Source organism: Mycolicibacterium stellerae, assembly GCF_003719305.1.
GTDB lineage: Bacteria > Actinomycetota > Actinomycetes > Mycobacteriales > Mycobacteriaceae > Mycobacterium > Mycobacterium stellerae.
The window spans coordinates 54,703-78,112 of sequence record NZ_RARC01000019.1 but is presented as its reverse complement, the minus strand read 5'-3'; the positions used below and the strand labels follow the sequence as shown (position 1 = coordinate 78,112).

Annotated in this window: 29 protein-coding genes and 2 pseudogenes; 9 read left to right on the top strand and 22 right to left on the bottom strand. The window is 65.5% G+C overall.

The features are described from left to right. Together D6M19_RS21705 and D6M19_RS21700 are read left to right on the top strand one after the other, a co-directional pair. Entirely contained in the window at nt 1–312 is a 312-nt protein-coding gene (locus tag D6M19_RS21705) for a hypothetical protein (protein WP_123027326.1), read from the top strand. An 88-nt stretch (nt 313–400) separates the two neighbouring features. Next, entirely contained in the window at nt 401–1,423 is a 1,023-nt protein-coding gene (locus D6M19_RS21700) for a GlxA family transcriptional regulator (protein WP_123027375.1), read from the top strand. On the opposite strand, the gene hrpA is transcribed toward D6M19_RS21700, so the two are convergent. From hrpA to D6M19_RS21680, 5 genes and pseudogenes are all read right to left on the bottom strand, one after another. Beyond that, on the bottom strand, nt 1,371–5,267 hold the full coding sequence (gene hrpA, locus D6M19_RS21695) for an ATP-dependent RNA helicase HrpA (protein ID WP_123027325.1): 3,897 nt from the start codon (nt 5,265–5,267) through the stop codon (nt 1,371–1,373). The two genes, D6M19_RS21700 and hrpA, sit on opposite strands and share 53 nt — an antisense overlap. A gap of 17 nt (nt 5,268–5,284) precedes the next feature. Beyond that, nucleotides 5,285–5,617, bottom strand: coding sequence for a hypothetical protein (locus D6M19_RS34565; RefSeq protein WP_206428589.1), 333 nt, complete (start codon nt 5,615–5,617; stop codon nt 5,285–5,287). A 63-nt stretch (nt 5,618–5,680) separates the two neighbouring features. Then, nucleotides 5,681–6,049 carry a SpoIIAA family protein gene (locus tag D6M19_RS21690; RefSeq protein WP_123027324.1) on the bottom strand — a complete coding sequence of 123 codons (369 nt, stop codon included), beginning with the start codon at nt 6,047–6,049 and terminating at the stop codon, nt 5,681–5,683. Nucleotides 6,050–6,054: 5 nt separating this feature from the next. Then, nucleotides 6,055–6,936: a TIGR03854 family LLM class F420-dependent oxidoreductase gene (locus D6M19_RS21685; RefSeq protein ID WP_123027323.1), complete on the bottom strand. Its 882-nt coding sequence runs from the start codon at nt 6,934–6,936 to the stop codon at nt 6,055–6,057. Nucleotides 6,937–7,011: 75 nt separating this feature from the next. Then, nucleotides 7,012–7,478, bottom strand: a pseudogene (locus tag D6M19_RS21680) (carboxymuconolactone decarboxylase family protein). Nucleotides 7,479–7,590: 112 nt separating this feature from the next. On the opposite strand from D6M19_RS21680, the gene D6M19_RS21675 reads away from it, so the two are divergent. Further along, a complete protein-coding gene (locus tag D6M19_RS21675) occupies nt 7,591–8,253 on the top strand; it encodes an MOSC domain-containing protein (RefSeq protein WP_234834978.1) in 663 nt (220 codons plus the stop codon). 2 nt (nt 8,254–8,255) lie between these two features. Then, a complete protein-coding gene (locus tag D6M19_RS21670) occupies nt 8,256–8,723 on the top strand; it encodes a nitroreductase/quinone reductase family protein (protein ID WP_123027321.1) in 468 nt (155 codons plus the stop codon). On the opposite strand, the gene D6M19_RS21665 is transcribed toward D6M19_RS21670, so the two are convergent. Further along, the gene (locus D6M19_RS21665; RefSeq protein WP_123027320.1) at nt 8,699–9,154 is read right to left on the bottom strand and encodes a DUF4383 domain-containing protein; all 456 of its coding nucleotides are present in this window, start codon (nt 9,152–9,154) and stop codon (nt 8,699–8,701) included. The genes D6M19_RS21670 and D6M19_RS21665 overlap by 25 nt on opposite strands. Before the next feature lie 115 nt (nt 9,155–9,269). Here D6M19_RS21665 and D6M19_RS21660 point away from each other — a divergent pair, with 115 nt between their 5' ends. From D6M19_RS21660 to D6M19_RS21645, 4 genes are all read left to right on the top strand, one after another. After that, nucleotides 9,270–10,208, top strand: coding sequence for a 5'-methylthioadenosine/S-adenosylhomocysteine nucleosidase family protein (locus tag D6M19_RS21660; protein WP_123027319.1), 939 nt, complete (start codon nt 9,270–9,272; stop codon nt 10,206–10,208). Between the two features lie 116 nt (nt 10,209–10,324). Next, entirely contained in the window at nt 10,325–10,690 is a 366-nt protein-coding gene (locus tag D6M19_RS21655) for an Hsp15 family ribosome-associated heat shock protein (protein ID WP_123027318.1), read from the top strand. A 56-nt stretch (nt 10,691–10,746) separates the two neighbouring features. Further along, a complete protein-coding gene (locus tag D6M19_RS21650; RefSeq protein WP_123027317.1) occupies nt 10,747–10,992 on the top strand; it encodes a hypothetical protein in 246 nt (81 codons plus the stop codon). Continuing rightward, complete coding sequence (locus D6M19_RS21645; RefSeq protein ID WP_123027316.1) at nt 10,989–11,465, top strand: hypothetical protein; 477 nt, start codon at nt 10,989–10,991, stop codon at nt 11,463–11,465. The genes D6M19_RS21650 and D6M19_RS21645 overlap by 4 nt, the downstream gene beginning before the upstream one ends. Nucleotides 11,466–11,468: 3 nt before the next feature. Here the strand turns inward: D6M19_RS21645 and D6M19_RS21640 are convergent, their stop codons facing one another. Next, the gene (locus tag D6M19_RS21640; protein ID WP_123027315.1) at nt 11,469–12,125 is read right to left on the bottom strand and encodes a maleylpyruvate isomerase N-terminal domain-containing protein; all 657 of its coding nucleotides are present in this window, start codon (nt 12,123–12,125) and stop codon (nt 11,469–11,471) included. Between the two features lie 65 nt (nt 12,126–12,190). On the opposite strand from D6M19_RS21640, the gene D6M19_RS21635 reads away from it, so the two are divergent. Then, nucleotides 12,191–12,496, top strand: coding sequence for a hypothetical protein (locus D6M19_RS21635; protein ID WP_123027314.1), 306 nt, complete (start codon nt 12,191–12,193; stop codon nt 12,494–12,496). A gap of 190 nt (nt 12,497–12,686) precedes the next feature. On the opposite strand, the gene D6M19_RS21630 is transcribed toward D6M19_RS21635, so the two are convergent. From D6M19_RS21630 to D6M19_RS21560, 15 genes and pseudogenes are all read right to left on the bottom strand, one after another. Beyond that, nucleotides 12,687–13,139: a carboxymuconolactone decarboxylase family protein gene (locus D6M19_RS21630; RefSeq protein ID WP_206428588.1), complete on the bottom strand. Its 453-nt coding sequence runs from the start codon at nt 13,137–13,139 to the stop codon at nt 12,687–12,689. Then, nucleotides 13,136–13,549 carry a MerR family transcriptional regulator gene (locus D6M19_RS21625; RefSeq protein ID WP_234834977.1) on the bottom strand — a complete coding sequence of 138 codons (414 nt, stop codon included), beginning with the start codon at nt 13,547–13,549 and terminating at the stop codon, nt 13,136–13,138. The genes D6M19_RS21630 and D6M19_RS21625 overlap by 4 nt, the downstream gene beginning before the upstream one ends. A 114-nt stretch (nt 13,550–13,663) precedes the next feature. Further along, nucleotides 13,664–13,780: pseudogene (locus tag D6M19_RS34870) on the bottom strand (SAM-dependent methyltransferase); the annotation flags it as partial. After that, entirely contained in the window at nt 13,777–14,745 is a 969-nt protein-coding gene (locus D6M19_RS21615) for a tetratricopeptide repeat protein (RefSeq protein ID WP_234834976.1), read from the bottom strand. The gene D6M19_RS21615 and the pseudogene D6M19_RS34870, both read right to left, overlap by 4 nt. Continuing rightward, entirely contained in the window at nt 14,742–15,800 is a 1,059-nt protein-coding gene (locus tag D6M19_RS21610; RefSeq protein ID WP_123027311.1) for a VWA domain-containing protein, read from the bottom strand. The genes D6M19_RS21615 and D6M19_RS21610 overlap by 4 nt, the downstream gene beginning before the upstream one ends. Further along, nucleotides 15,797–16,891 carry a hypothetical protein gene (locus D6M19_RS21605; RefSeq protein ID WP_123027310.1) on the bottom strand — a complete coding sequence of 365 codons (1,095 nt, stop codon included), beginning with the start codon at nt 16,889–16,891 and terminating at the stop codon, nt 15,797–15,799. The genes D6M19_RS21610 and D6M19_RS21605 overlap by 4 nt, the downstream gene beginning before the upstream one ends. After that, the gene (locus D6M19_RS21600; RefSeq protein WP_123027309.1) at nt 16,882–17,355 is read right to left on the bottom strand and encodes a hypothetical protein; all 474 of its coding nucleotides are present in this window, start codon (nt 17,353–17,355) and stop codon (nt 16,882–16,884) included. The genes D6M19_RS21605 and D6M19_RS21600 overlap by 10 nt, the downstream gene beginning before the upstream one ends. Further along, nucleotides 17,345–18,217 (bottom strand): DUF58 domain-containing protein, encoded by an 873-nt coding sequence (locus tag D6M19_RS21595; RefSeq protein ID WP_123027308.1) that lies wholly within the window; start codon nt 18,215–18,217, stop codon nt 17,345–17,347. Before D6M19_RS21595 ends, D6M19_RS21600 begins: the two co-directional genes overlap by 11 nt. A 7-nt stretch (nt 18,218–18,224) precedes the next feature. Next, entirely contained in the window at nt 18,225–19,226 is a 1,002-nt protein-coding gene (locus D6M19_RS21590) for an AAA family ATPase (RefSeq protein ID WP_123027307.1), read from the bottom strand. A 34-nt stretch (nt 19,227–19,260) separates the two neighbouring features. Next, on the bottom strand, nt 19,261–20,571 hold the full coding sequence (locus D6M19_RS21585; protein ID WP_164478611.1) for a DUF4878 domain-containing protein: 1,311 nt from the start codon (nt 20,569–20,571) through the stop codon (nt 19,261–19,263). Nucleotides 20,572–20,764: 193 nt separating this feature from the next. Then, nucleotides 20,765–21,472 carry a sensor domain-containing protein gene (locus D6M19_RS21580; protein WP_123027305.1) on the bottom strand — a complete coding sequence of 236 codons (708 nt, stop codon included), beginning with the start codon at nt 21,470–21,472 and terminating at the stop codon, nt 20,765–20,767. After that, nucleotides 21,473–22,204 carry a sensor domain-containing protein gene (locus tag D6M19_RS21575; protein ID WP_164478610.1) on the bottom strand — a complete coding sequence of 244 codons (732 nt, stop codon included), beginning with the start codon at nt 22,202–22,204 and terminating at the stop codon, nt 21,473–21,475. It lies immediately after the preceding gene. Between the two features lie 41 nt (nt 22,205–22,245). After that, nucleotides 22,246–22,605: an NYN domain-containing protein gene (locus D6M19_RS21570; RefSeq protein WP_123027373.1), complete on the bottom strand. Its 360-nt coding sequence runs from the start codon at nt 22,603–22,605 to the stop codon at nt 22,246–22,248. A 23-nt stretch (nt 22,606–22,628) separates the two neighbouring features. Next, entirely contained in the window at nt 22,629–23,066 is a 438-nt protein-coding gene (locus D6M19_RS21565; protein WP_123027303.1) for an SRPBCC family protein, read from the bottom strand. Beyond that, nucleotides 23,063–23,392, bottom strand: coding sequence for an ArsR/SmtB family transcription factor (locus D6M19_RS21560; protein ID WP_123027302.1), 330 nt, complete (start codon nt 23,390–23,392; stop codon nt 23,063–23,065). Before D6M19_RS21560 ends, D6M19_RS21565 begins: the two co-directional genes overlap by 4 nt. Nucleotides 23,393–23,410 lie beyond the last annotated feature (18 nt).

Here is a 23,410-nt window from a genome sequence, read left to right as displayed (position 1 = left end):
ATGAGCATCTTCGGCGACTGGGACGTCAGCATCAAGACGCCGGTCGGATCGCTGTACATCGTCTACAGCTTCAAAGAGCGCGACGGCCGGATCACCGGCAGCGCAGCGGGCAAGTCCGAGACCGTGCCGCTGACCGACATCGTGCTCACCGACGACACGGACGGGCAACGGGTCAGCTGGCGGCAGACGGTGACCAAACCGATGCGGCTGAAGCTCGAGTTCGACGTGGTCGTCGATGGTGATCGGTTGGGCGGTCACTCGCGCGCGGGACGGCTGCCGCGGTCAGCGGTCTCCGGGGTGCGGCGCGCCTGAGGATCTGTCGCACGCCGGTGCGACGACGGGGCTGGCAAGATTCCAGCGGTCTGAGATGATCGCGCCAAACCGCTGCTATGGTGCGCTCATGGGCAGCGTTGCCGTCGTCGCTTTCCCCGACGTGATCGCATACGACCTCGCCCTCGCCGTCGAAGTGTTCGCGCGAGTCCCGCTGTCCAATGGCGAAAACGGATATCGCGTGCAGGTGTGCGGTACCGAACCGGTGATCGCCGCGGGACGGGTACGCATCGGCACCGATCACGGTCTGGAGGCACTCGCCGACGCGGACACCATCATCGTGCCCGGCAGCAACGACGTCGCCGCGGCGGCGCCGGGCGACCTGATCGCCGCCCTGCGCTCGGCGTACACCGCGGGGACTCGGATCGCGTCAATCTGCACCGGCGCGTTCACGCTTGCCGCCGCGGGACTGCTCGACGGAAAGCGGGCAACCACGCATTGGTTCGCGGCCGACCTCTTCCGCGCCGCCTATCCAGCCGTTCGCCTGGATCCCGACGTCCTCTATGTCGACGAAGGCCAGATCTTGACCTCGGCAGGCGCCTCCGCCGGCCTCGATCTGTGTCTGTACATGGTTCAACGTGACCACGGCGCAGCCACCGCAGCCACCGCAGCCAAGCTCGCCGTCGCACCACTTCACCGCAGCGGCGGTCAGGCACAGTTCATCGTCCGAAACCGGTTACCCATCACCATCATTGGGGAACAAACCGAGCTGGATTCCGTGCTGGCCTGGATCGAACAGAATTCGCATCGCGAGCTGACCCTGGCCGACATAGCAGAACATGCCGCGATGAGCGTACGCACTCTCAACCGGCACTTTCAGGCAGAAACCGGCCAGACGCCGATGCAGTGGGTCACCGGAGTGCGCGTCCGCCACGCGCAAGAACTGCTGGAACGCACCACCCACGGCGTCGAACGGATTGGCCGTGATGTCGGATTCACCTCCGCGGCCAACTTCCGCGAACAGTTTCGCCGGCTCAGTGGCGTTGCGCCGCAAAGCTATCGCAACACATTCCGTCAACGCACGCTGGACGACACGCTGCTCACAAGCGGTCATGCACGGCGTCGATCGCCCGGCGTATTCGCTTCTCGCTGACCGGGCGTGGGGTGCCGAGCTGCTGGGCCCACAGGCTCACCCGCAGCTCCTCGATCTGCCAGGCGATGTCGCGGACACTGTCTGCTTCCTGACGCGCCGATGGCAATGCGCGAACCAGTTCGTCGTAGGCGTCTTCGACCGCGTGCACCCGGGCCATGCGCTGCCGGTCGGCCTCGACCCCGCGGGGCAGGCTTTCCAGGCGCCGGTGGATGGCGGTCAGGTAGCGGGCGAGATCGGCGAGATGCGCGCGCCCGGCAGTGCTGACAAACCCAGCAGGCAACAGGCGGTCCAGTTGCGCGCGGACATCGTCGATCGCGTCGGCATGGGCGGGCGGTGGTTGGGCGGGCAGCTGCAGTTGCACTTCGTGTGCAGCGGACAACACCTTTTCGACGCGGCCCACCACATCGATGGTGGTGGAAAGGAGATCCGTCGCCACCCGAGCGCGCAGGGTCTCGAATTCACCGCTTGTCCACACCGGGGCGCCCACCAGCGTGTCCGCTGCAGCGTCGGCGCAGTCGTCGAGCAGAGCGGCCAGCGAGCCGTCAGGATTCGCGCCGAGTGTCAGACGCTTCCGCGGATCCAGCTGTCGCTCAACCGCTTTGACGGGTGACGGCACGCTGAGGCGCACCAACCGTCGCATCCCAGGCCCCATTGCCCGGTCCTGCTCAGCCGATGTCGCGAACACTCGCAGATCGACGGCGGCGCCCGCGTCGTCGAAGGCAGGGAAGCCGCGAACCGTCCGCCCACCGACCGTACGCTCGACGACGCGGGGAATTTCGTCGAGGTCCTCGGGCCATGTGCGAAGTCCCGTCCGTTGCAGCTCGCCGCCGACCGCGTGCGCGACGGCGTTCTGAGCCGGTGTCGCGAGCCGGTCCTGCAACGCAGTGAGGTCTTTACCCCTGGCGACCTCCGCGCCGTCCGCTGACTCGATAGTGAACGTCACCCGCAGATGCGCAGGCAGCTTGTCCAGGTCGAACGCGTCGATCGGCACCAACACGCCGGTGCGGCGGCGTAATTCACGCGCAAGCGCATCCAGCAGCGGCTCTGCACCCTGATCGATCCCGGCCATCACCGCGCGTGCGGTGTCGGGGGCGGGAACGAAGTTGCGGCGCAGGTTCTTGGGCAGCGAACGGATGAGCTCGGTGACCAGCTCCTCGCGCAGCGCGGGCACCTGCCACGCGAACTCGTCGCCACCCAGGCGCGCGAGCACATCGATCGGCACGTGCACCGTGACACCGTCGTCGACGGCACCTGGCTCGAATCGGTAGGTCAGCGGCAGCGCGACATCACCCGTCTGCCAGATGTCTGGCCGGTCGGCGTCGCCGGTGTCGTCGATGCGCAGCAGGTCGTCGCGGGTGAACGTCAGCAAGCTTGGTGTCTTGTGCCGCTGCCTCTTCCACCACGCGTCGAAATGCCGTGCGGACAGCACATCCGAAGGGATACGCGCGTCGTAGAACGCGTAGATGTCGTCGTCATCGACCAACAGGTCGCGGCGGCGGGTGCGTTCCTCCATCTCCTCGACCTCGGCGCGCAGCGCTGCGTTGTCACCGAAGAAATGGTGGCGGGTCTGCCACTCCCCCTCGACCAGGGCGTGCCGGATGAATAGTTCGCGTGCCAGCTGCGGGTCGATCGGCCCGTAGTCCACGCGACGTCGGGCCACGATCGGAAGGCCGTACAACGTCACCCGTTCATAGGCCATCACGGCTGCCCGCTGGGCGTCCCAGTGCGGCTCGCTGTACGTGCGCGCCACCAGGTGGGCCGCGATGCGTTCGACCTCCTCCGGTTGGATGCGTGCGGCGATCCGTCCGTACAGGCGGCTGGTCTCGACGAGGTCGGCGACGACGATCCAACGCGGCGGACGTTTCGTCAGCACCGATCCCGGCGCGAGCACGAACCTCGAGTTGCGTGCGCCCTGGAAGTCGCGCGTATCACCTTCGCGCAGACCGATGTGCGACAAGAGCCCTGCGGTCACCGCCGCATGCACACGCGCGGCGTCTGCCGGTTCGTCCTGCTCCCGGATGCCCATGTCGCGGGCGATGCTGCGCAGTTGGCCGACCAGATCCTGCCACTCCCGGATGCGTAGGTAGTGCAGGAACTCCTCACGACACATACGACGGAATGAGTTGCCGGAACGTTCTTTTCGTTGATCCCGCAGATAACGCCACAAGTTCAGGTAGGACAGGAAGTCGGAGTTCTCGTCGGCGAAGCGCGCGTGTTTTTGCCGGGCCGCTTCCTCTTTGTCGGCGGGTCGTTCACGCGGGTCCGGGATCGCAAGGGCCGCGGCGAGCACGAGCACTTCGCGTACGCAGCCTTCGGCGTCGGCCGCCAGGATCATCCGGGCCAGGCGTGGGTCGACGGGCAACTGTGCGAGTCGGCGGCCGACCGGGGTGATCGCGCCGTCGCTGTCGAAAGCACCGAGCTCCTGCAGCAGTTGCACACCGTCGCGAATGCTGCGCCGGTCGGGCGGGTCGAGGAACGGGAAGCTCTCCATGTCGCCGAGCGCAAGGGCCGCCATCTGCAGGATCACCGCGGCGAGGTTTGTGCGCAGAATCTCAGGGTCGGTGTAGCGCGGCCGTGACGTGAAGTCATCCTCGGAGTACAGCCGGATGCACACACCCGGCGCCACGCGTCCCGAGCGCCCGGCGCGCTGAGCCGCCGAGGCCTGCGAGATCGGCTCGATCGGCAGCCGCTGCACCTTCGTCCTGCGGCTGTACCGCGAAATTCGAGCGGTGCCGGGGTCGACAACATACCGGATGCCCGGCACGGTCAACGACGTCTCGGCGACGTTGGTCGCGAGCACGACCCGGCGGCCGGTGTGGGGCGCGAAGATCCGCTGCTGTTCGGCGGTCGGAAGCCGCGCGTAAAGGGGCAACACCTCGGTGTTCTTCAGATGACGCAACGCCTCTGCGGTGTCGCGGATCTCGCGCTCGCCCGACAGGAACACCAGGACGTCGCCGGGCGGTTCCATCTCGAGTTCACCCACGGCATCGATGATGGCCTCGGTCTGATCGCGCACTTCGGTGCGCACGACTTCACGGTCGGGATCGTCGGGGTCGTCATCGTCTGATGACGCGACCGGGACTTCCAATGGGCGGTAACGGATCTCGATCGGGTAAGTACGCCCGGAAACCTCGATGATCGGAGCGTTGAAATGCGCGGCGAAGCGTTCCGGCTCGATGGTCGCCGATGTGACGATCACCTTGAGATCGGGACGGCGCGGCAGCAGCTCACGCAGATAGCCGAGCAGGAAGTCGACGTTGAGGCTGCGCTCGTGCGCCTCGTCGAGGATGAGGGTGTCGTAGCGGAGCAGGCGGCGGTCACGCTGGATCTCGGCGAGCAGGATGCCGTCGGTCATCAGCTTGACCAGCGTGCGGTCGCTGACCTGGTCGGTGAACCGGACTGTGTAGCCCACGGTTTCGCCCAGCGGGGTGCCGAGCTCATCGGCGATGCGCTGAGCGACCGTACGTGCCGCCAGCCGTCTCGGTTGAGTGTGTCCGATGGTTCCGCGGATGCCGCGGCCGATCTCGAGGCAGATCTTGGGCAGCTGGGTGGTCTTGCCCGAGCCCGTTTCGCCGGCCACCACGACCACTTGGTGGGTCCGGATCGCTTCGGCGATCTCGTGCCGCCGCTCGCTTACCGGCAGATCGGGATAGGTGATCGTCGGCAACGCGGCTTGTCGGGTGGCGACCAGCGCATGGCCCGCGGTGATCTGCTCGGCAAGCTGGGCCAGCTTGTCCGGCTTCGCGCCGCGAAGGTTCTTCAGGCGTCTGCCGAGCCGCGCTGCGTCACGGATGGTCAATTCGTCGAGGCGCTTACGCAACTCCGCGACGGACGGTTCGGACACTCCGGCCAGGATAGGCGCTATCGGGCGCCGATGATCACGGGCACATGAAGGCGATGGGCGGGCATGGATTCGGCCGAAGCCCCTCGACCACGTGATAGAGCGAGGGTGGGTTTTCGCGCGCGTCTTGGGTAATGCCAGAAGTGGCAGGCGTTCATATCCCAAGTGATCGGTCCGTCGGCCTGGGGCAACTCTTCTCCTGGACACCATTCGTAGTTGCTCCAGGCATCGATCGGGCCCTCGCCGGCCTGGGCCGTTCCGGTGGCAAGTCCCATGGCGGCGACCGCGCCGACGCCGGATATCAGGGCAGCAGCGGCAACTCTCTTGATTTTCGGCAAAGTAGTGGTTCGCATGATCCGAAAATAGCCACTCACATTTGCTACCGATCCCAAAAACGAGAAGATCCGCAGCCGATATCAGCCTGCGGCCCACTCCTTGGCCCGCTCGAGCTCGTCGAGACCGAACATCGCCAGCTCCCCGGGAACCATCCACGCGAACGCATGCATCGCGTGCGCGACCCACTCCTTGTCGGAAACCACCGCGATCCGCTTGAACGCGGAGTGGTGCCGCGTCAGAAGGCCGAGGCCCAGCTTGAGATCCTCGGCCAGCCCGCCGGGACCGAAGCCCTCGTAGTCCGGCGCGATGACCTCGACCATTCTGATCTCACCGGTTTCCATCAGCTCGTCCATCGCGGGTTTGAACTCGCGGAGTTCGTCGCCCCGGATACGACCCGATACGCGGATACCGGTGACTCCGCGCGGCATGTCCGGCAATACCTCGATCATGGGTTCTAGTGTTGCCGCGGAAGCAGTTCAGTGACGAACCTTTCGAGGAAGTCGGTAAGTTTCACGTCGCCTGCCGGCCGGATGACGAACTTCGTCAGCCCTGCCTCGATGTAGTCGTCCAGCCTGCGGTGCAGGGTCTGCCAATCGGCCGCCACGAGCGCTGCGGGATCGAGATCAGGTCGGCGCTTGCGAATTGCAGCCAGCACCGGTGCAGGCAGATCCCCGTCGCCGACCGCGAGGTTGATCCCATAGTGATCGGGTTCGATTTCACGACCCGCAGTCTGCGCGGCAGCGATGATCGACAGGCGTGCCTGGCCCGCCTCGGCGGGAGTCAGGAAGCTGCCCAGCCAGCCGTCGCCGAGCGTGCCGATGCGACGGAACGCGGCCGGCGTTGCCCCGCCGATCCAGAGATCGAGCGGCGGAGTCGGTTTCGGCAGCACCTGTATCCCGCGCGCTGTGAAGTAGTCACCCGAGAAGTCGACGTGGTCCTCGCGCAGCGCGATGCGCAGCAGCTTGAGCGACTCGTCGAATACCGCGGCCCGCTTTCCATCCGGCACAACGAACAGGTCACGTTCGACGGGCAGCGCAGACCGCAGACCGAAGACCGGCAGAACACGCTTCGGGGCGACCGCCCACAGCGAGGCGAGCTGCTTGGCGACCAGTACTGGATGTCGGCCCGGCAGCACCGCCACCGAGGTGCCCACCTTCAGTCGGGTTGTGCGGGCAAGCGTGAACGCCATGCCGACGAACGGGTCGACGAGGTGTGAGTAGACCAGCTCGGAGAACCACAGCGAGTCGACCCCAGCACTCTCGAGCTGGTCGACGACCTCGGCGAGGTGCTCCGGGCCACTGTCGGCTCCAAGCCCGACTCCGAAACGGATTTTCACTCGCGCCTCCTTCGCACTGGCTCCCCACATCGCAACACGTGGCGGGCGCGGTTTGTGCCGCGGGCGCGGTTTGTCCTAGTGCCGAGGGACGCCGGTGTACTCGGGGTTGGGCGGCACCGCCAAGGCGATACCGATCCGATTCGTCGCACCGATGAATGCTGCGATCGAAATCGCCTCCAGAATGAGGTGGTCATCCAGCAGTCCCCGGCAACCTTGCCCAGTTTGTTGGCGTGGTTGGTGTGGCAGTACGCGCAGCAGTTCTCCCCCGAGACGACGGTGGCGATCACCTCACGTTCGCGCGCCGTCAGTCCGCCGCGATTGTCGGTGCCGAGTAGCGGCAGCAGGTAGGCGTTGAACCGTTCGAGGTCATCCTCGTTAAGCGACAGCGCGCGAAACCAATTCGACGTCAACCGCTCCTCGCGAAGTTGGCGGGTGAAGAAGCCGCGCACCGCATCGTTTCGCAGGGATTCGACCTCGGGGACATCGAGTCGCGAGATACGGGCGGGGCCGAGAGCGGGACGGATTTCGGCGGTTGTCGTCATGTGTTCGACGATGCCCGCCGCCCCACACGTAACCAAGAATTTCCGCGTACGCAGATTCAAATGCCGCGCCGGCCGATGAGCACCTGATCCACGCGAGCAATACCCTTAGTCGGTGGCATCAGTGTTGTCGGTCAACCTTGCTCGTGTCCGCCCGAATCCCGACGCACCGTCGAGGCCGACGGGAATCGACAAGTCGGCGGTGGACGAGTCGGTGATGGTGCGGTCGCCGGGGCCGATGCGTGACGGTCTCGGCAGCGGGCTGGTCGGTGACACCATCGGTAACCAAAAACTGCACGGCGGCGACGACCAGGCCGTCTACGCGTATGCGCGCGAAGATCTCGACGGGTGGGAGGCGCTGCTGGCCCGTCCGCTGCGCAACGGAATGTTCGGCGAGAACCTGACCACGTCGGGCCTCGACGTCACCGAGGCTCTGATCGGCGAGCGCTGGCGAATCGGCACCGACGGACCGCTGCTCGAGGTGTCGGCTCCCCGTACGCCGTGCCGAACCTTCTCCGCGTTCCTCGAGCTGGACAAGTGGATCAAGACTTTCACCACAGCCGCGAAGCCCGGTGCTTATCTGAGGGTTATCTCACCGGGGGTGGTGCGCGCCGGGGACCACATATCGGTTGATCACCGCCCCGACCACAATGTGACGATCGGTCTGGTGTTCCGCGCCCGGATGTCGGACCCTGACCTGCTTCCGAAGTTGTTGGCGGCCGATGCGCTGTCGTCGGAACTCAAGACCTACGTGCGTCGCCGCGTCGAGTCGAGCTGAGAATGTTCCGCGACGCTCTGAGCACCCTGCAACGGTGGAATTACCGCGACGGTCGTCCCAGTTGGACGGCGCGCGCCTCGAACCGACTGAACGCCATCGCCTTCGCGGCGGGCATCGGACCGCGTCATGCTGCGACGCTCGAGGTTCGGGGCCGCAAGACCGGACGGACGATCTCGTTTCCTGTCGTCGTCGCCGACTACAAGGGCGGCCGCTATCTGGTGGCCATGCTCGGCCAGAAAACCGAGTGGGCTGCCAACCTGCGCGCCGACGATCACGCCGTCCTGCTGACGCGCCGACAGCGCGAAGGCGTGTCGCTGGTCGAAGACTTCTCGGATGACAGGGCCGCGATCCTGCGTCGCTACCTCGAGCTCGCGCCGGGGGCACGCCCATTCTTTCCGGTCGACCGCCATTCACCGTTGGGCGAATTCGCGGGAATTGTGAACGACTATCCCGTCTTTCGGGTCGCCTGAGGTTGCTTGCGCAGGTCGGCGAGCGAGTTCTTCAGGCCGCCGTCGATGCGGATCTGTATGGCCGCGACTGCGATCATGACGGCCGCGGTCACCAGGTGCACGATCGCGTCGCTGGTGTTGTTGGGAAACGCGAAGACGAACGCGACCTGTTGTGAGAAGAACGCCCAGATCCCCGGAAGCGCGCCGGCTACCGCGGCGATGAGCAGATACAGCACCGACCACGACTTGCGCAGCGCGAACACCAGACCGGGCGCGAACAGCGCGAGGCCGGCAACCGCATGCCATCCGTTGTAGTCCATCCCCAGCACTTGGACGGTCGGCGCGTCAGGACCGGTCGCAAAGCTGGGCTCGACGATGAATCCGATCACCGCCTGGATGACGTGAAAAGCGGCGATTATCAGCAGCCCTATCTGGGCGAAACTCCACTTCACAAGGCACCTCCGGATGTCATACGGTGGGGCTCACCGGCAATACTACGCAAGGTAGTAGGAGTTGCCTATCCCCTGAGCTGAAATTGGTCCGCCACGAATCCGCCTCGGTGCGACGATGGTCGCCGATACTGCCGTGGAACCTGAACAGCGCACCCTGGTCCTGACCGCCTTCCCTGCCGAGGCGGATGCGATTCTCGCCCGCACCACGCTCGACGAGAGGCCGGTCGTCGTCGTGCACCGCAAGCACTATTACCTCGGCAGGCTGGGCGGCAACAAGGTCGTCGTCGCGATGACAGGCATCGGCATGCGGAACGCCGCCGACACCACCGAAACAGCACTGAAGCACTTCACTCCCGCGTCGGGTATCTCCGTTGGCGCAGTCGTTTTCGCCGGCGTCGCGGGCGGCTACGGACGCACCCGGATCGGCGATGTCGCCATCCCGACGCGATGGACATCCGATGACGGAGCCACATGGCAGGCGGTCGACCCCGAGATGCTCGACGCGGCCGACGACCTCACTGTGGATCTGGAGAGCACCGTCCCCGCCGCCGACGCCTCCTGCCGTATTTGTGCTGCCCTGTCTGGGCTGCGGCTCGTCAACCTCAATCGCGAGCCGCAACTCTATGTAGGCGGTGACGGCTCAAGCGCCGACAACAACAACGGTGCAGCGTTCCCGTCCATCCCCCTGGGCGGGGCCGTCTTCGGTCCTCAACCACATGCCGCACCGGACTTCTCACCGCTGTTCGCGGGCAACTTCTTTCGGGCGGTGGCGCCGTTCCTGGTTCGGGGAGTGCTCAGCAATATAACGGGCTTCCTGGCGAGGGGCAGCGCGCCTGTGGACGCGGTCGACCAGGAGACCGCCGCCGCACAACAGGTCGCCGATGCGCACGGCGTCCCGTTTCTCGGCATCCGTGGAATGTCTGACGGGCCGGGCGACCCGCTGAACCTGCCGGGCTATCCGTTCACGTTCTTCGTCTACAAGCAGGTCGCGGCGGACAACGCGGCCATCGTCACCGAGGCGTTCCTACAGCGCTGGGTGGGCGCCGGGGCCTGAGTTCGTGCGCGGCTGTAGTTCGCGTCGTCCTCGATGTCCACCCGGCGCAAACGCCGACTTACAGACCAGCCGACGGCGTCGATTCTGGATTGCGTTTCCTGGGTCATGATGGAGCTATGGAGTCGACCCGGCTGGATCGGTGGTTGTGGGCGGTCCGGCTGACCAGGACCCGGCCGGATGCGGCCGCCGCCTGCCGAAGTGGGCATGTCCGGGTCAACGATCGGCCCGCAAAACCGTCGACGGCAGTGTCTCCCGGTGACGAAGTGCGTGCCCTCATCGGAAGTAGGACGCGGATAGTCGAGGTGGTACGGGTGATCCAGAAGCGGGTCGGCGCCGCCGACGCCGTGACCTGCTACCTCGATCGGACACCCCCGCCGCCTCAGACTCCGCACGTTCCCGTGGCGCCTCGCGATCGCGGTGCCGGGCGGCCGACCAAACGGGACCGGCGAATTCTGGACAGGTGGCGCGCGGGCCGGCGCTGAAAACTTCCGTGCCGAGGTTGCGTGCTCGAACAACGCGCTGGCCCTACAGTCGTGACGTGGCGCAGACCAGCCCGGCCGGGGACACCATCCAGCTGGCGGCGGGCGTCGTCGGAGACACGGTGGGGCAGCTCGAGCGTCGTATCCACGCACGCTTCGGCGAGCGTGGACTCACGAAGGCCGCGCGCGACCTCGGCGGCCTTGTGGTCCGCGTCCAAGCAGAGGCCGGCCAGTCCCGAGATCGGTTGCGGCGCATGACGATGAGCCCCGCATCGCGAGCATCACCATCGTCGCGGCGACGTTGATCGCGCTGGCCTTCAGCCTGCGATCGGCCGTTGTCGACGGGCTCGCCAAGACGGCCGATTGGGTGCCGCTCGTCGAAAGTGTCGTCAACGACCTGGTCTTCGCGGCGATCGCGGTCGTGTTCCTCTGGGCATTTCCCGAGCGGCTGGAGCGGCGCTCATTGCTGCGCCTGCTGCACCGGTTGCGCTCCCTGGCGCATGTCATCGACATGCATCAGCTCTCCAAGGATCCTGAACAGGTCAGCCCGACCTACACGCCGACCGCGGCGAGCGTCGCGCACGGTTTGGACGCAGACCAGCTGCGCCATTACCTCGACTACTGCTCGGAGATGTTGAGCCTGACGGCCAAGACGGCGGCGTTGTGTGCCGAACACAGCACCGACGGGGTCGTACTCGAGACCGTCTCCACGATCGAGACCCTGACCACTGAGCTGTCGAACAAGATCTGGCAGAAGATCTCGCTTCTCCCCCGTTGAGACTCAGCCGAGGATGAACGGAAGCTTCGCGGCCAGCGTGCCCAGTTGGGAAATCTCCGCATCGGAGGCGACCCGCCGTCCTGTGCCGACGAGAAGAACGTCCTCATCGGAGAGCGACTCGGGAAACGACACCCCGGCGATGGCCTCCAGCATCAGCCTCGCGGCTGTCAGCCCCTCGGTGGGCGGTTTGGCTGCGCCGGGAAGGCGTGAAATCAGGTCGAGGTGGTGCAGCGTCCATTCCAGCACGTATGCAGACAGGTAGTCACTCGCGGTGAGAACCTCACCGCGAGTGCTCACGTGCAGGCGCGGATCGCAGAGTTCGGCGGCGCGCGCCGCCGCCGAACCGACGTCGCCGAGGTGGAATTTGAGGAGATTGGGGTCTTGGTATGCGGCCGCAAGTCGGACGGTCAGCGAGTCCAGGGGCTCCTCGCCAGTCGGCGGCGTTTCTGCCAACTCCCAGTAGGTGACGGCGTCCCGCGTCGGCTTGGATTTCGCCGGTGTGACCAGCGTGATCAATACATCCTGTGCGTCGATGATCAGATGACACACCAGGTCGCGAACCAGCCAACCCGAACAGCCCGACACCTCGGCGAAGGCCTCGTCGGGTAGGTCGGCGATCGCTGCACGCAATGCCGCCCACGTCTGCAAGAAGAGGTACACGGCCGCAAGCTAGCAGCTGTCGGGTTAGGCTGGTCCGGGTCGGCTGAGAGGTGCGGAGAGCTTAGATGGTGAATTTGAAGCGTGGTGTGGTCGTTTTCGGATGTGCTGTGGCCTTCGTCGCGGCCCCGCTGGTGGTCGTGTCGCCGGCCTCGGCTGACTCCGAATGCCCGTGGGGCACGAAGCCGACCCGTTTCGACGGCGTGTGCATCAGCGGGGCAGGTGGCGGCCCCGCGCCGGTTATCCCCGTTCCTCCGCCGGCCGGCGGCGGGGCGAACATCGTCAACAATCCGAACGGATTCGACACGGTGAACGGCGTGCCGTGCACGCCCGAGCACTATGGCGCTTGCTACGGAATGTCGCAGAACGGCTGATCGGCCACTAGTTAGATCCGGTCGTCGTGGTACCTCGTCTGAATCCGGTCCGCTTCCATGGCGGCGACGCGCCAAGCACTTCCCCCGACTTTCGATTGCCGCGTGGCCATCACGCAACCTCGGTGGACGCAATCGAAATGGGCAAAGTGCCGCGACCTAGGTAGTCACTGAAGGATGCCGAACGCGGTGTCTATTGGCTGGGGCTCACGGGCAGCAGGTCCCGCTCGGCGAAGACCCGCTTGGCGACGAAGATCGCGTTTAACGCTTTCGGGAAGCCGCAATAGACAGCGGCATGGGTGATCGCTTCAACAATCTGGGTAGATGTCAGCCCCACGTTCAGGGAAGCGTTGATATGGACGTCGAGCTGAGGCTCACATCCCCCAAGTGCGGTGAGCATCCCGAGGGTGACGAGCTGGCGCTGGGGCGGCGTCAACCCCGGTCGGCCATAGACATCACCGAAACCATAGGCGACGACGTGGTGAGCCAAGGCGGGGGCGATGTCGGCCAGCGATTCGACAACTTTCTGGCCGCCCTCGCCGTCGACCCGGGCGAGCATTTCGGCTCCACGTTCGTAGCGAGCCCGCTCGACGTCGTCGGTCAGGATGCTGCCAAGGGTGGATGCTGTTGTGGGGACGTCGTTCACGTGCGCTCTCCTTGTTGGGCGGTGTTGATGAGGTGCTCGTAGTGCGCGATCTTGTCGGTCAGTGCGGAGAGGTGGTCTTGCTGGACAGCGATGGCTGCCTCGACGTGGCGTCGGTGCTCGTCGAGAAGCTGTCGTCGCTGTTCAAGCGTCGCTACCCCGTCCGCGCGTAGCCGCGCGAACTTCTGCATCTGTGTGATGGGCATCCCGGTCTGACGCAAGCGGACAAGGAACGCGAACCAGTCCAAATCGCTGGCCTCGTACTGTCGCCGACCCGAGGTGCTGCGTTCGACGGGCTCGATCAGGCCCGCACGTTCGTAATAGCGCAACGTGTGTCGCGACAGACCCGTTCGCTGTGACGCTTCGGCGATCGAGACGCGACGGGTCTCCTGACAATCCTGATTGCTACTCACAAGGACCACCGTAGAAGTTAGAGCGCGCTCGAAGTCAAACTCCTGGGTGCAATCCGATTCCGCGACAACTACCGGTGACGTCAGGATTCACAAACAACCACACATGCCAGAACACTGGGGTCGGCCGATGTCCCACGGCGCCGGTCCGCCGTGGTAGGAGGCGTCCCACGGTTCACCCGTCATGCGTTCGTGACTGGTCGGCTTCCGGCCGCGCAGCGGGATCTCGCTCATGTGCTGGAGTCGGTGTTGTCGCGGCTGCTGCCGGTGGCGTCGGCGTCGCCCAATACTTCCTGAAGCTTGTCCAGCGGATTACCGCCGTCGTCGGTACCGAGACGATGCGGCGGTGCTGATCCGCCGCCGGACACCGGGATCCTGTCCGGGCTGACCGGGTCGAGAACGCCGGGGCCGTCGCCGCCCCCGCCGCCGTTCTCGATGACCGGACCGTCGCCCGGCGCCGGTGGTGGAGGTGGAGGAGGTGGCGGGGTCGACGTCGCGCCGGGCGCGGGTGGCGGCGGCACCGCTGTCGGCGTCAGCGACGTCGGTGGCGGTGCAGAGTCCACCGTCTGCGGGGGCGCGGGCGCCGGTGCTGGAGGAAGGTGCAGGTTCTTGATCTTGTCCTTCAGCCGGGGTTCGGCGTCGTTGCGTATGCGGCGCCGGTCGGGGTTGGCGTCGCTGTTGTCCTTGAAACAACCGGGCGGCGCGTCGGAAACCACTTGGAGCGCACTGTTGTAACGCTCTTCGGCCTTGGCCTTGTCGCCGCTGCGAGCGGCGAGGTCGCCCTGAGTCTCCCGTACCAGCTCGAGGTTCACGCGCGCCGAACACTCTTGCGCGCCGCTACCGGAAAGCGCATCGTCGAAGCGTTGTTCAGCCTCGTCGAGGCGACCCTCGAGGACGGCGAGATCGCCTGCGATGAACGACACTTCGCCAGGCTCGATGATGTTCAGCGTGTTCAACGCGGCGACGTCGCCGCGCAGCGCGTCGATGTCATGGCTGGCGAAGTCCGATACCGCCGCGTCGCCGACAACCATGGTCGAGGTGATCTTGGCGATGACCAAAAGCAGCAATAGCGCCACGGGCAATGCGAGCACCATGAGGCGCCTACGTAGCCGCATTCTGGACGGCCCTCGATGCCACCACCGGCCAAGGCTCATCCGGGCACGGCGGGCGGCGGTGCGCGGACCTTTGCGCAGCATCATCGGCTCACCTTGCGGGGTATGCGATTACGCCGGAACTCGACCACCGTCAGATACACCTCGACCAGGAGCAGGATTGCGGCCAACCCAGTGAAGACCCAGTACAGTTCGGTGCGCTCGACCGCTATCGACGAGACCACCGGCGAGTCGTCCGGGCCGGGCCCGGTCAAGTCGACCGCGGGTATCACCGGCGTGATCGGGCCGTTGTCCCGATGAAAGTACGGGACCCCCAGCTGTGCGGCCAACGCCTTGAGGGTGTCCTCGTTGATGCCCGAGATCGCGGGTGCACTCGTCGTCGGGTCGCTCATGTACACCAGCGCGCCGTTGAAATAGCCCTGCCGGATCGGTCCGCCCGCCGCAGTGCCGTACCCCAGGACAGCGCCCCCGGCCACCGCGCCTTCTGGCAGGTCGAAGCCGCTCTGCGGGGCGCGTGAGCCGCCCGCTCCTTCCCCGAAATAGAACACCAGATTCTTCGAGCCGGGATACAGCCGCGACGCTTGAGCGAGCTTGTCCCGCAACAGATCATTCGCTGCGGCGGCATCGACGGTGAACATCGCATCCGGCGGGACATCGGTGTAGGGCGACATGCCGTCGATGCGGGGTTTGAGCGACCACATGTCATCGGACAGCGGCCAGTCCATCCGCGCCTTGGATGCGAAGCCGATCACCGCGAACCGGGCCCGCGGATATTGGTTGACGAGTGCGGTCATGTCGCTGCGCATCCCCGACATCCGCGTGCCGCCGTCGACGAAATCCTCGACGCGCGAATCCACCGATCGATCCACCACGAAGAACACGTTGACGTTGACGTTCTGCGCGTTGGCCGGCTTGTTCTCGGCGCGCGCGTTGGCGTCATTGGGCTCCAGTCCAGGGCGGGCCGCGGCCAACACGAGAAGCAGTCCTGCCGCGGTCAGGCCGCTCCAACGCGCCACCACCCTGAGGTAGCGGCCCGTGCCCGTGCGCACCAGCACGCGGTACAGCGCGACCATGCGGATCACGATGAGCACGGCCGCGATGCCGAGAAGCGCTGCGATGGGAAGGATCGGCTGAAACGTCATCGACGCAGCACCGCCAGAGAGAGGAAGAGCAGGCCGGCCATCAGCAGAGAGCCGATCAGCGGCACGTTGGGATAATCCCAGGATCGACGGGTGATGATCGTGCCGCTGGGTAGAACCACGTTGGGCGGGTTGTCGCGGATCTTGTCGAGCAGCCCCGCCAACGTCGGGTCGGTGCCAGACGGACTATCCCCTGCCGTGCCTGCCGGGTTGTACACGCTGGCCCGGCCGCCGCTGGCCGACGCGACCGCGGTCAGTGCGTCATTGGCCTCCGGGGTCGAGTTGTTGATGTCCGCGCGGGTGATGACGTTGACCTGGATGCCTGCGGCGGCCGCCATGTCCTTGACCTGTTGGTCGGAGAAGAGCGCCGCCCTTGTGTCCTCGGGGCTGCCAAAGCGGCTGTGGCCCAGGTAGATCAGCGAGCGACGGCGGGTGCTCTTGTCGTCGAAGGACGGGAAACCGGTCATGCACAACGCGAGGATGTCCTGCACGCTGCGCACGTAGTCGTCATAAGTGACCGTGCGGGAGAAGTCGTTGATCCCTGCCCGCAATTCGTCGGCTTGCGGTCCGGCGAGCTTCTTGTCGGTATCCAGATCGTGCTGCAACGACGCCAGCCCGGCGAATCGACTGAATTGCGCTGCCGCGTAGTCGTCGTCGCGGGTGAGCGGCACCACTCGCAGCGACGGTGAGGTGAGGCCGATGCGCTGGGTGTCGAACGTGTGGACGTGCTGTGCGAAGTAGTTGAGAAAGCCTGCGGTGGTCGGATCCGTCACGGGCTGACCCACGCAGAGCATGATGTCCTCGGGATGCACGGCCTCGAAATTTCGGCTGGCAGAGGACAAACCGATCGGCCTCGACGTGGTCAGCAGCGCGGTACCGAACAGGGCGAGCAGCAGGATCAAGGTGATCAGCATCGACCAGAACTGGATCCGCGCGATGCGGGCGTACTCGGGCATGCCGGTCAGCCGGTCGACGTGCGCCAGCGGGCGCAGCACCCTGGTGATCCTGTCCATCGGCACCATGGTCGCGAGCGCGACCGCCGCACCGAGCGCCACCGCACCGACGATGAAGACAGCCCACCATCTCAGGTCCACGTGCGGATCACCTCTACGGCTGCGGATGCCACGCGGTCGATGTCGGTGTGCTCAGTGGAGAACTGTGCGTCGTTGAGCGCGCTGATGACGGGTGCCGCGGGCGCCAGCGCGTGATGGCCCGCAATGTCGTCGATGTGCATGTACTGTGCGCGGGCGCCGGTCGCGACGTAGAGGAAGCTGCGCAGCGTTCTGCTGATCGCTGCCGCCGCGTGCGCCGCGGGCATGCCGCCTGCCCGGTGGTGCCCGGCGATGGTGGTGATGCTGCGCGAGAAGCGCCGCCGTAGCAGTCGGGAGTGCAGGCTTCCGAGGACGGGAAGCCTGCGCAGCCGTGCGGGAGGCAATGTCCACACGAATACGCCTGCGTACCAACCGATGATCCCTGCGGCGCACAACGCGGCGACGATCCACCACCACCACGAGAATCCCGCGGGCCCGCCGAGATAGCGCAGCAGATCACCCGGCATGCTCGAACGCCTCTGTCATCGCGACGATCTTGGCGCGGATCTCACCGCTGCCCGCGATTCGGGTATGGCCGATCCCCCTAGTGGTGAGAAACTCGTCGAGCGCGGCCATCCGTGCGGCTTCGCGGCGCCGGTAGGAATCGATGATGCGGGGACCCAGGGTGGCGCCGTTGAGCACGTAGCCGCCCGTGGCGACGTCATACCCGTCTCGTTCACCTTCGGCGGATCCGACGGCGGCCATATCGGACACCATCGCCCACATCAGGTCGTGGCGACCCGAGAGCTGTTGCAGCGCCTCGGCGAGCCGTTCATCGACATTGGGTTCGTCAGAGATCACGATGACCAGCATCCGGCGGCGGTAACCCGTTGCCACATAGGTCAATTGGGTGACGATGTCGCTGGTGGCCGACTGACTGGAGCTGTGATTGTAAAAGCGGTCGAGCAGGCTCTCGATGTGGGTTTCGCCCCGGCGGGCTGCAACGTTGGCCGACCCACGTGAATCCCCGTAGACCATCGCCAACTCGTCGGCGCGGTTGCCGGTGATGAGCCCGATCGCACCCATGACGTGCAGGGCGACATCGCGTTTGAACTCCCCGCTCGGCGCCAGCGCACTCATGTTGCGGCCGGTGTCGACGATCAGCAGGATCTTGTGGTGTTTTTCCGAGACGAACCGCTTGATGAGCACCTGATCGGTGCGCGCGGAGGCTTTCCAGTCGATATCGCGAACATCGTCGCCGGCCACATAGGGCCGCAGGTCGTCGAATTCCAGGCTGCGGGTGTGCAGCAATGCGTATCGGCCGCCTTCGAGCAGTCCGCGGGTGTCGGTGCCGAAGTACAGCTTGGCCCGGTTGAGGTACTTGCCCATCAGCGCGTCAGGGCACCCGCACCGTTTGCAGGATCGCGTCGATGATCGTTTCGGGGGTGATCTTCGCGCTCGCGGCTTCGAAACCGAGGATCAGTCGGTGGCGCAGGATGCGATGGGCGAGCTGCTGAACATCTTCGGGGCGAACGTGATTGCGACCGCGCAGCAACGCGAGCGCGCGACCGGACTCGCAGAACGCGATCGTGGCACGCGGGCTGGCACCGTACTCGATCACGCGGGCCAGCTGCGGCGGCAGGAACTGCGACGCTTGCCGGGTGACCGCGACGAGCTGGCTTGCGTAATGCATCAGCGCGGGGTCCATGTGGATACTGCGCACCACCGACTGCAACCTGCGCACATCCTCGAGACCGATGACGGCATCGGTCCTGTGGCTCTTGTCGTACACGCCGGCGTCCCGGCGGAATACGACCTCGACCTCTTCCTGCGCACTGGGATACTGCAGGACTTCCTTGAGCATGAAGCGATCGGTCTGGGCTTCCGAAAGCGGGTACGTCCCTTCCTGGTCGACCGGGTTCTGCGTGGCAACGACCAGGAACGGTTCCGGAATCGGGTAGATGGTCCCTGCGATCGTCGTCTGACGCTCCTCCATCGCCTCCAGCATGGCGCTCTGTGTCTTCGCACTGGACCGGTTGATCTCGTCGAGCAGCACGATGTTGGCGTGTACCGGGCCGAGCTGCGTGGCAAAGGAGTTGGTGGCCGATTCGTAGACCTGTGTGCCGATGATGTCGCTGGGCAGCAGGTCCGGCGTGCACTGGATGCGCTGGAACTGGCCCTCCACCGATTCGGCAAGCACGCGCGCGGCCGTCGTCTTGGCCAGCCCGGGAACACTTTCCAGCAGGATATGACCGCCGGTGAGCAATCCGATCAGCAGGGATTCACGCAGGTTGTCCTGGCCGACGACCTTGGCTGCGAACGCCTGATTCAGCGAGGCGATGATTCGCTGCGCGGTATCGATGTCCTGGTGATTGGGTTGGGTTCTCGTCGCGGTCATCGCGGCCTTTCAGGCATTGGCAATAGGGGTGGGGCTAGTTGAATTTCAGTTCGGGCGGGGTCTTGGCCATATCGGCAGTGCCGAACAGGAACGGCGTAAGGCTTCCCTGGTCGGTTCCGCCCGAGGTGGTTTTGACCGTTAGCGGAACGGAGATCTCGCCGCTGAACATCAAGGTCAGCCGGTAGGGATCGAAGTTTTGGACCTTGATCTTGCTGAGGTCGGCGGGGCCCCAGGCAACCGTCCCCTCGGCGTACCCGTCGGGGTCCAACTTCACCGGACAGCCTGGTGGCGCAAGCAGATTGGAGCTCTGGCATTTACCCAACGCGTCCTTGAGTTGCGCGTTGACGGCGTCTGTCCCCTTGTCGGAGAGAACGAAACTGGGCTGGATCCAGGACAGCGAGAACAGCGAAAGCTGATCGAGCAGCATGGGTTTGGCCGAAACCGTCATGTAGGTATTGCTGGTGCCGAGGTCGATCCAACCCGGGAACACGTACACCGTGGAGTCACCTGCCGGCTTTCCGAAGAACGTCAGGGTCTTGGATGCGGCGTAGTTCTCCGCCCCAGGGGTGGGCTGGATCTTGATCGCCGCCGAGTCCAGCTTCCAGACGTCGTCGTTCTTCTTCATTTGCAGCGTCGCATCCGAGGTCTTGTTCCCGAAGTTGGCCGCGACGTGCACAGAGGCCATGCCGATGGTTGCGCCCGCCCCCGACGAGTCGTCGCTCAGTATCCGGATGTTGGTGATCGGCCATTCCGCGGTCTGCTTCTTGAGAATGTCGTCGGTCAGCAGCTCCTTGCTGGCGGGCTGGTCGATTCCGTACGACAGCGCCTCTTCCGCGTTGCCTGCACTCAACGCCTCCAGGTAGGCCTTGACGACGTCTCCTGCCGATCCACTCTTCTTCGAATTACCGCTTCCGCCCGCGAGGGTGATCGCCAGCACGACAGCTACCACCACGATCACCGCGCCACCGGCCACCAATGTGATCACCAGCGGCTTACGGCTTTTCGGTGGTGGCGGCTGCGGTGGCCCGAACATCGGTAGCCCAGGCGGGGGTTGATTGGCGTAACCAGGCGGTGGGGCCTGCCACTGTTGGGGCGGCATCGGCGGCGGCTGCTGACCTGGCCACCCTCCCCCACCCTGAGGTCCCTGCGGTTGCCACGGGCCAGGCGCGGGCGTCGACGGCTGCCAGCGACCACTCTCGGATTGCGGTGGCCACGGGGCGGGCTGCCCGGAAGTGCCCGGCTCCCAGCGCCCTGGCTGGGGCGTGTCGTGCGCCTCGGGACCGCTCGGATCCGATCCTCCGACCGGGTTGGGGCCACCGAACCGACCCCCCGACCAATCGGTCACAGCAACTCCTCCTGCCCATTACGGCGTTCGTCTTGACCATCCTAAGTCAGCCAGCGAACTGCTCCGTTCGCAAATTTTGCGCGCTGATAGGCGCTTGCAAGGCCGACGACAGTACACAGTTGGCTCCGATGCGGACCAGCTCAGCGCGTGTGCAACGGCCCGCACAGCAAATCTTTCGAAGTGTACCTGCCGGTCAGTGCGGCATCTTGTTGGCGATGGAGTTCACGACGGCCACCGCCTGTTCTGCCTTGACGTCGTCGGCGCAGACGTAGACGTCGATGACCACATTGGATCGGGATGCGATCGCGCGCTCGCAGAGGTAACCATCCCCGGCCTCCGGGCTTATCAGCAGGGTCGGGATCTCGTCGGTGACGGTCGGAAACCCGACCGTGTATGTCTGCGGTAGCTTGTCGTCCTTGTTTTCGCTGACGCTGACGCGTTTGTCGGAGCATCGATCCCAGTCGAGCTGTGTCCGAACGACGTAACGGCTCGCCTCGTCGGCACTGCGAAACGACACCACACCCTGGTCGGTGTCGGTCAGACCCCACTCGTCGCCGGGTGCGCCGACCTTCCGTCCGACCATGCCGGTGTAGTCGATTCCGTCATATGCGGTGTACATCGTGTTGAACAGCGCCCCCGCGCATGAAGGGTCCGAGTAGCTCTCTCCTTGCGGCGGCGTGAGCTCCTGGTAGGGGTCGTGGCTGACGAGGCCGGGCACAGCGATGGCATCGCTCATTTCCGCATCCGAGAGCAACAGCGTGCCCAGATCGGCGGGCGCGACGGCGGGGGCGGCGCCGTCCGCTGCGGCAATGGATCGTGGGTCACCGTTGACAGTCTGCGCACAGCCCGCGCAGAGCATGACCGTGCCGAGCGCGAGCGCACGAAGTCTGCTGTAGGTCATCTATTCGGCCGGAATCTTTTTGACTATCGCCGCGGCGACATCGACTGCCTCGTCTTTGATGCCGTTGCGGCACACCTGAACATTCACGGCGACGTTGTTGCGGATCGTCAGCGCTACTCCACATGTCCAATCACTGTCACCGTCTTCGTACTGCGCAATGCTCAGGGTTCCGTCCGTGTTGGTTGTGTCTCCCAGGGTCCAGAAGCTGTCGGTTGCGTCGGGGTCGTCGAGGTTGCGCACGTTGACCCGACGGCCGTTGCAGACGGGCCAACTGGCCACCTGCTTGGCAAAGAACGCCTCGGCATCAACGGGAAGCGGGAACGAGACCACCGCCTGCCAGGTCTTGTTCTGGTAGCTGTCGTCCGGCCGCATCTGGACCAGGTACTGGGCGCGAATCGCGGTCCAACCGCTGCCTGCGTACACGGGACCCGACGGCACCTGGCCCGCGGCAGCACAATCGCCGGCGGCGGTTTTGCCGCGATACATCTGGGAGAACGTGTCCTTGACCGTGAGTTCACTTGCGCCGACGAGCGTACTGAGCTGTTCGGGCGGCAGCAGGAATGCGTCAAGTGCCCGAACGGCCACCGGGGCGGGCCCCCTACCCAGATCGGCTGCGGGGACGGCTTCACCGTCGGCGGTGACCGTACAACCGGTCAGCAGAACAGCTGCCGCGACCGCACCCGCCCAGCAGAGCGCGCCCCACGCCGTACGAATGCCCCCGGTGACAGCCATCAAGGCAATTTTTAGCATGCCGTGGCAGGGGGCCAACGCACCTATTTCGGCACTGGATCGATGAGGTGGCGAAAGCTCGCGGCCGGGTAGATCGATGCGCCTGCGGCGCGGACCCGTTCAGCAAGGGCGCTATCCGATGTCACCACGGTGAGATCCTGCGGGTCGTGGTCGGCCTTGACCAGCCGGACGATCTCGTCATCGGCCGAATTGGCGGCCGCCCTTGGCGCGTGCGCGATCTCGATCACCGATGAGTCGATCGGCGGTGACATCGGCCGCTCCAAAACCACAGTCACGCGATGGTCCTGTGTCGGGGTCCAACGTTCGAGTTGGTCGACCAGCCTGATGATCGCCCCTCGCCGATCTTTCCACCAGCCGTCCGGCCGGCTGCCGATCACGTTCATCGCGTCGACGATCCAGCGCTGGGTCACTTATCGCCCAGAGCGGCCGCGAGCTGATCGATGGTGAGCGTCCACCCGCTGTAGAAGCTCTCGAATTCCTCTGGGGGAAGCAGGGAATGCTCGATCGACATGAGCGTCTCCTCTTCACCGACCGGTTCGAAGGCGACGTTCACGACACTTTCTGTCGTCGGGTCCGGCCAGTTCGAGTTGGTCCACGTGAAGCGCAGCAGGCGCGGGCGGTCGATGGTGAGGAATTGGCCGGTGATCAGGACACGCGTGCCCGCATCGTCGACATCGAAGCGCACGATCCCGCCGACGTGTGGTTCGACGGTGACGTCGAGCACCTGGACGGGACGCGGACACATCCACTCCTGCAACGACTCTCGACCAAGCCATTCGTCGAACACGGCGTCTGGCGCGGCGGGCATGACGCGTTGCACGCGGACGGTCACCGCCTCGGTCACCGCCTGCCCTTCCTGCGCAGCCGCGCCGACAACGCGTCGGCACGCGTCGACCAGAACTCCGTCTGCTCGGCTATCCACTGCTGGGCCATCGTCAACCCGTCGGGTTGCAGGGACAGCCAATGCTCACGGCCACGCACTTCGCGCCGAACGAGCCCGGCCGCCTCCAGCACGCCGATGTGGCGAGAGACGCCTGCGAACGTCATCGGCAGCGGCGCGGCCAGGTCGGATATCCGGGCGTCGCCCTGCCGCAGCGTCTCCAACAGCAGTCGCCGGGTCGGATCCGCGAGTGCCCCGTATGCGCGGTCCAGAACCTGATCTTCAACCATCTTGTTGACTATAGCGAT

What these genes read in the sequence shown, in the direction of transcription:
- D6M19_RS21560 (WP_123027302.1), bottom strand. Translation starts at nt 23,392, where the DNA reads ATGGTTGAAGATCAGGTTCTGGACCGCGCATACGGGGCACTCGCGGAT.
- D6M19_RS21670 (WP_123027321.1), top strand. Translation starts at nt 8,256, where the DNA reads ATGTTCCGCGACGCTCTGAGCACCCTGCAACGGTGGAATTACCGCGAC.
- D6M19_RS34565 (WP_206428589.1), bottom strand. Translation starts at nt 5,617, where the DNA reads ATGCGAACCACTACTTTGCCGAAAATCAAGAGAGTTGCCGCTGCTGCC.
- D6M19_RS21700 (WP_123027375.1), top strand. Translation starts at nt 401, where the DNA reads ATGGGCAGCGTTGCCGTCGTCGCTTTCCCCGACGTGATCGCATACGAC.
- D6M19_RS21615 (WP_234834976.1), bottom strand. Translation starts at nt 14,745, where the DNA reads ATGATGCTGCGCAAAGGTCCGCGCACCGCCGCCCGCCGTGCCCGGATG.
- D6M19_RS21610 (WP_123027311.1), bottom strand. Translation starts at nt 15,800, where the DNA reads ATGACGTTTCAGCCGATCCTTCCCATCGCAGCGCTTCTCGGCATCGCG.
- D6M19_RS21580 (WP_123027305.1), bottom strand. Translation starts at nt 21,472, where the DNA reads ATGACCTACAGCAGACTTCGTGCGCTCGCGCTCGGCACGGTCATGCTC.
- D6M19_RS21705 (WP_123027326.1), top strand. Translation starts at nt 1, where the DNA reads ATGAGCATCTTCGGCGACTGGGACGTCAGCATCAAGACGCCGGTCGGA.
- D6M19_RS21575 (WP_164478610.1), bottom strand. Translation starts at nt 22,204, where the DNA reads ATGGCTGTCACCGGGGGCATTCGTACGGCGTGGGGCGCGCTCTGCTGG.
- D6M19_RS21570 (WP_123027373.1), bottom strand. Translation starts at nt 22,605, where the DNA reads ATGAACGTGATCGGCAGCCGGCCGGACGGCTGGTGGAAAGATCGGCGA.
- D6M19_RS21690 (WP_123027324.1), bottom strand. Translation starts at nt 6,049, where the DNA reads ATGATCGAGGTATTGCCGGACATGCCGCGCGGAGTCACCGGTATCCGC.
- D6M19_RS21595 (WP_123027308.1), bottom strand. Translation starts at nt 18,217, where the DNA reads ATGGGCAAGTACCTCAACCGGGCCAAGCTGTACTTCGGCACCGACACC.
- D6M19_RS21660 (WP_123027319.1), top strand. Translation starts at nt 9,270, where the DNA reads ATGGTCGCCGATACTGCCGTGGAACCTGAACAGCGCACCCTGGTCCTG.
- D6M19_RS21655 (WP_123027318.1), top strand. Translation starts at nt 10,325, where the DNA reads ATGGAGTCGACCCGGCTGGATCGGTGGTTGTGGGCGGTCCGGCTGACC.
- D6M19_RS21635 (WP_123027314.1), top strand. Translation starts at nt 12,191, where the DNA reads ATGGTGAATTTGAAGCGTGGTGTGGTCGTTTTCGGATGTGCTGTGGCC.
- D6M19_RS21600 (WP_123027309.1), bottom strand. Translation starts at nt 17,355, where the DNA reads ATGCCGGGTGATCTGCTGCGCTATCTCGGCGGGCCCGCGGGATTCTCG.
- D6M19_RS21590 (WP_123027307.1), bottom strand. Translation starts at nt 19,226, where the DNA reads ATGACCGCGACGAGAACCCAACCCAATCACCAGGACATCGATACCGCG.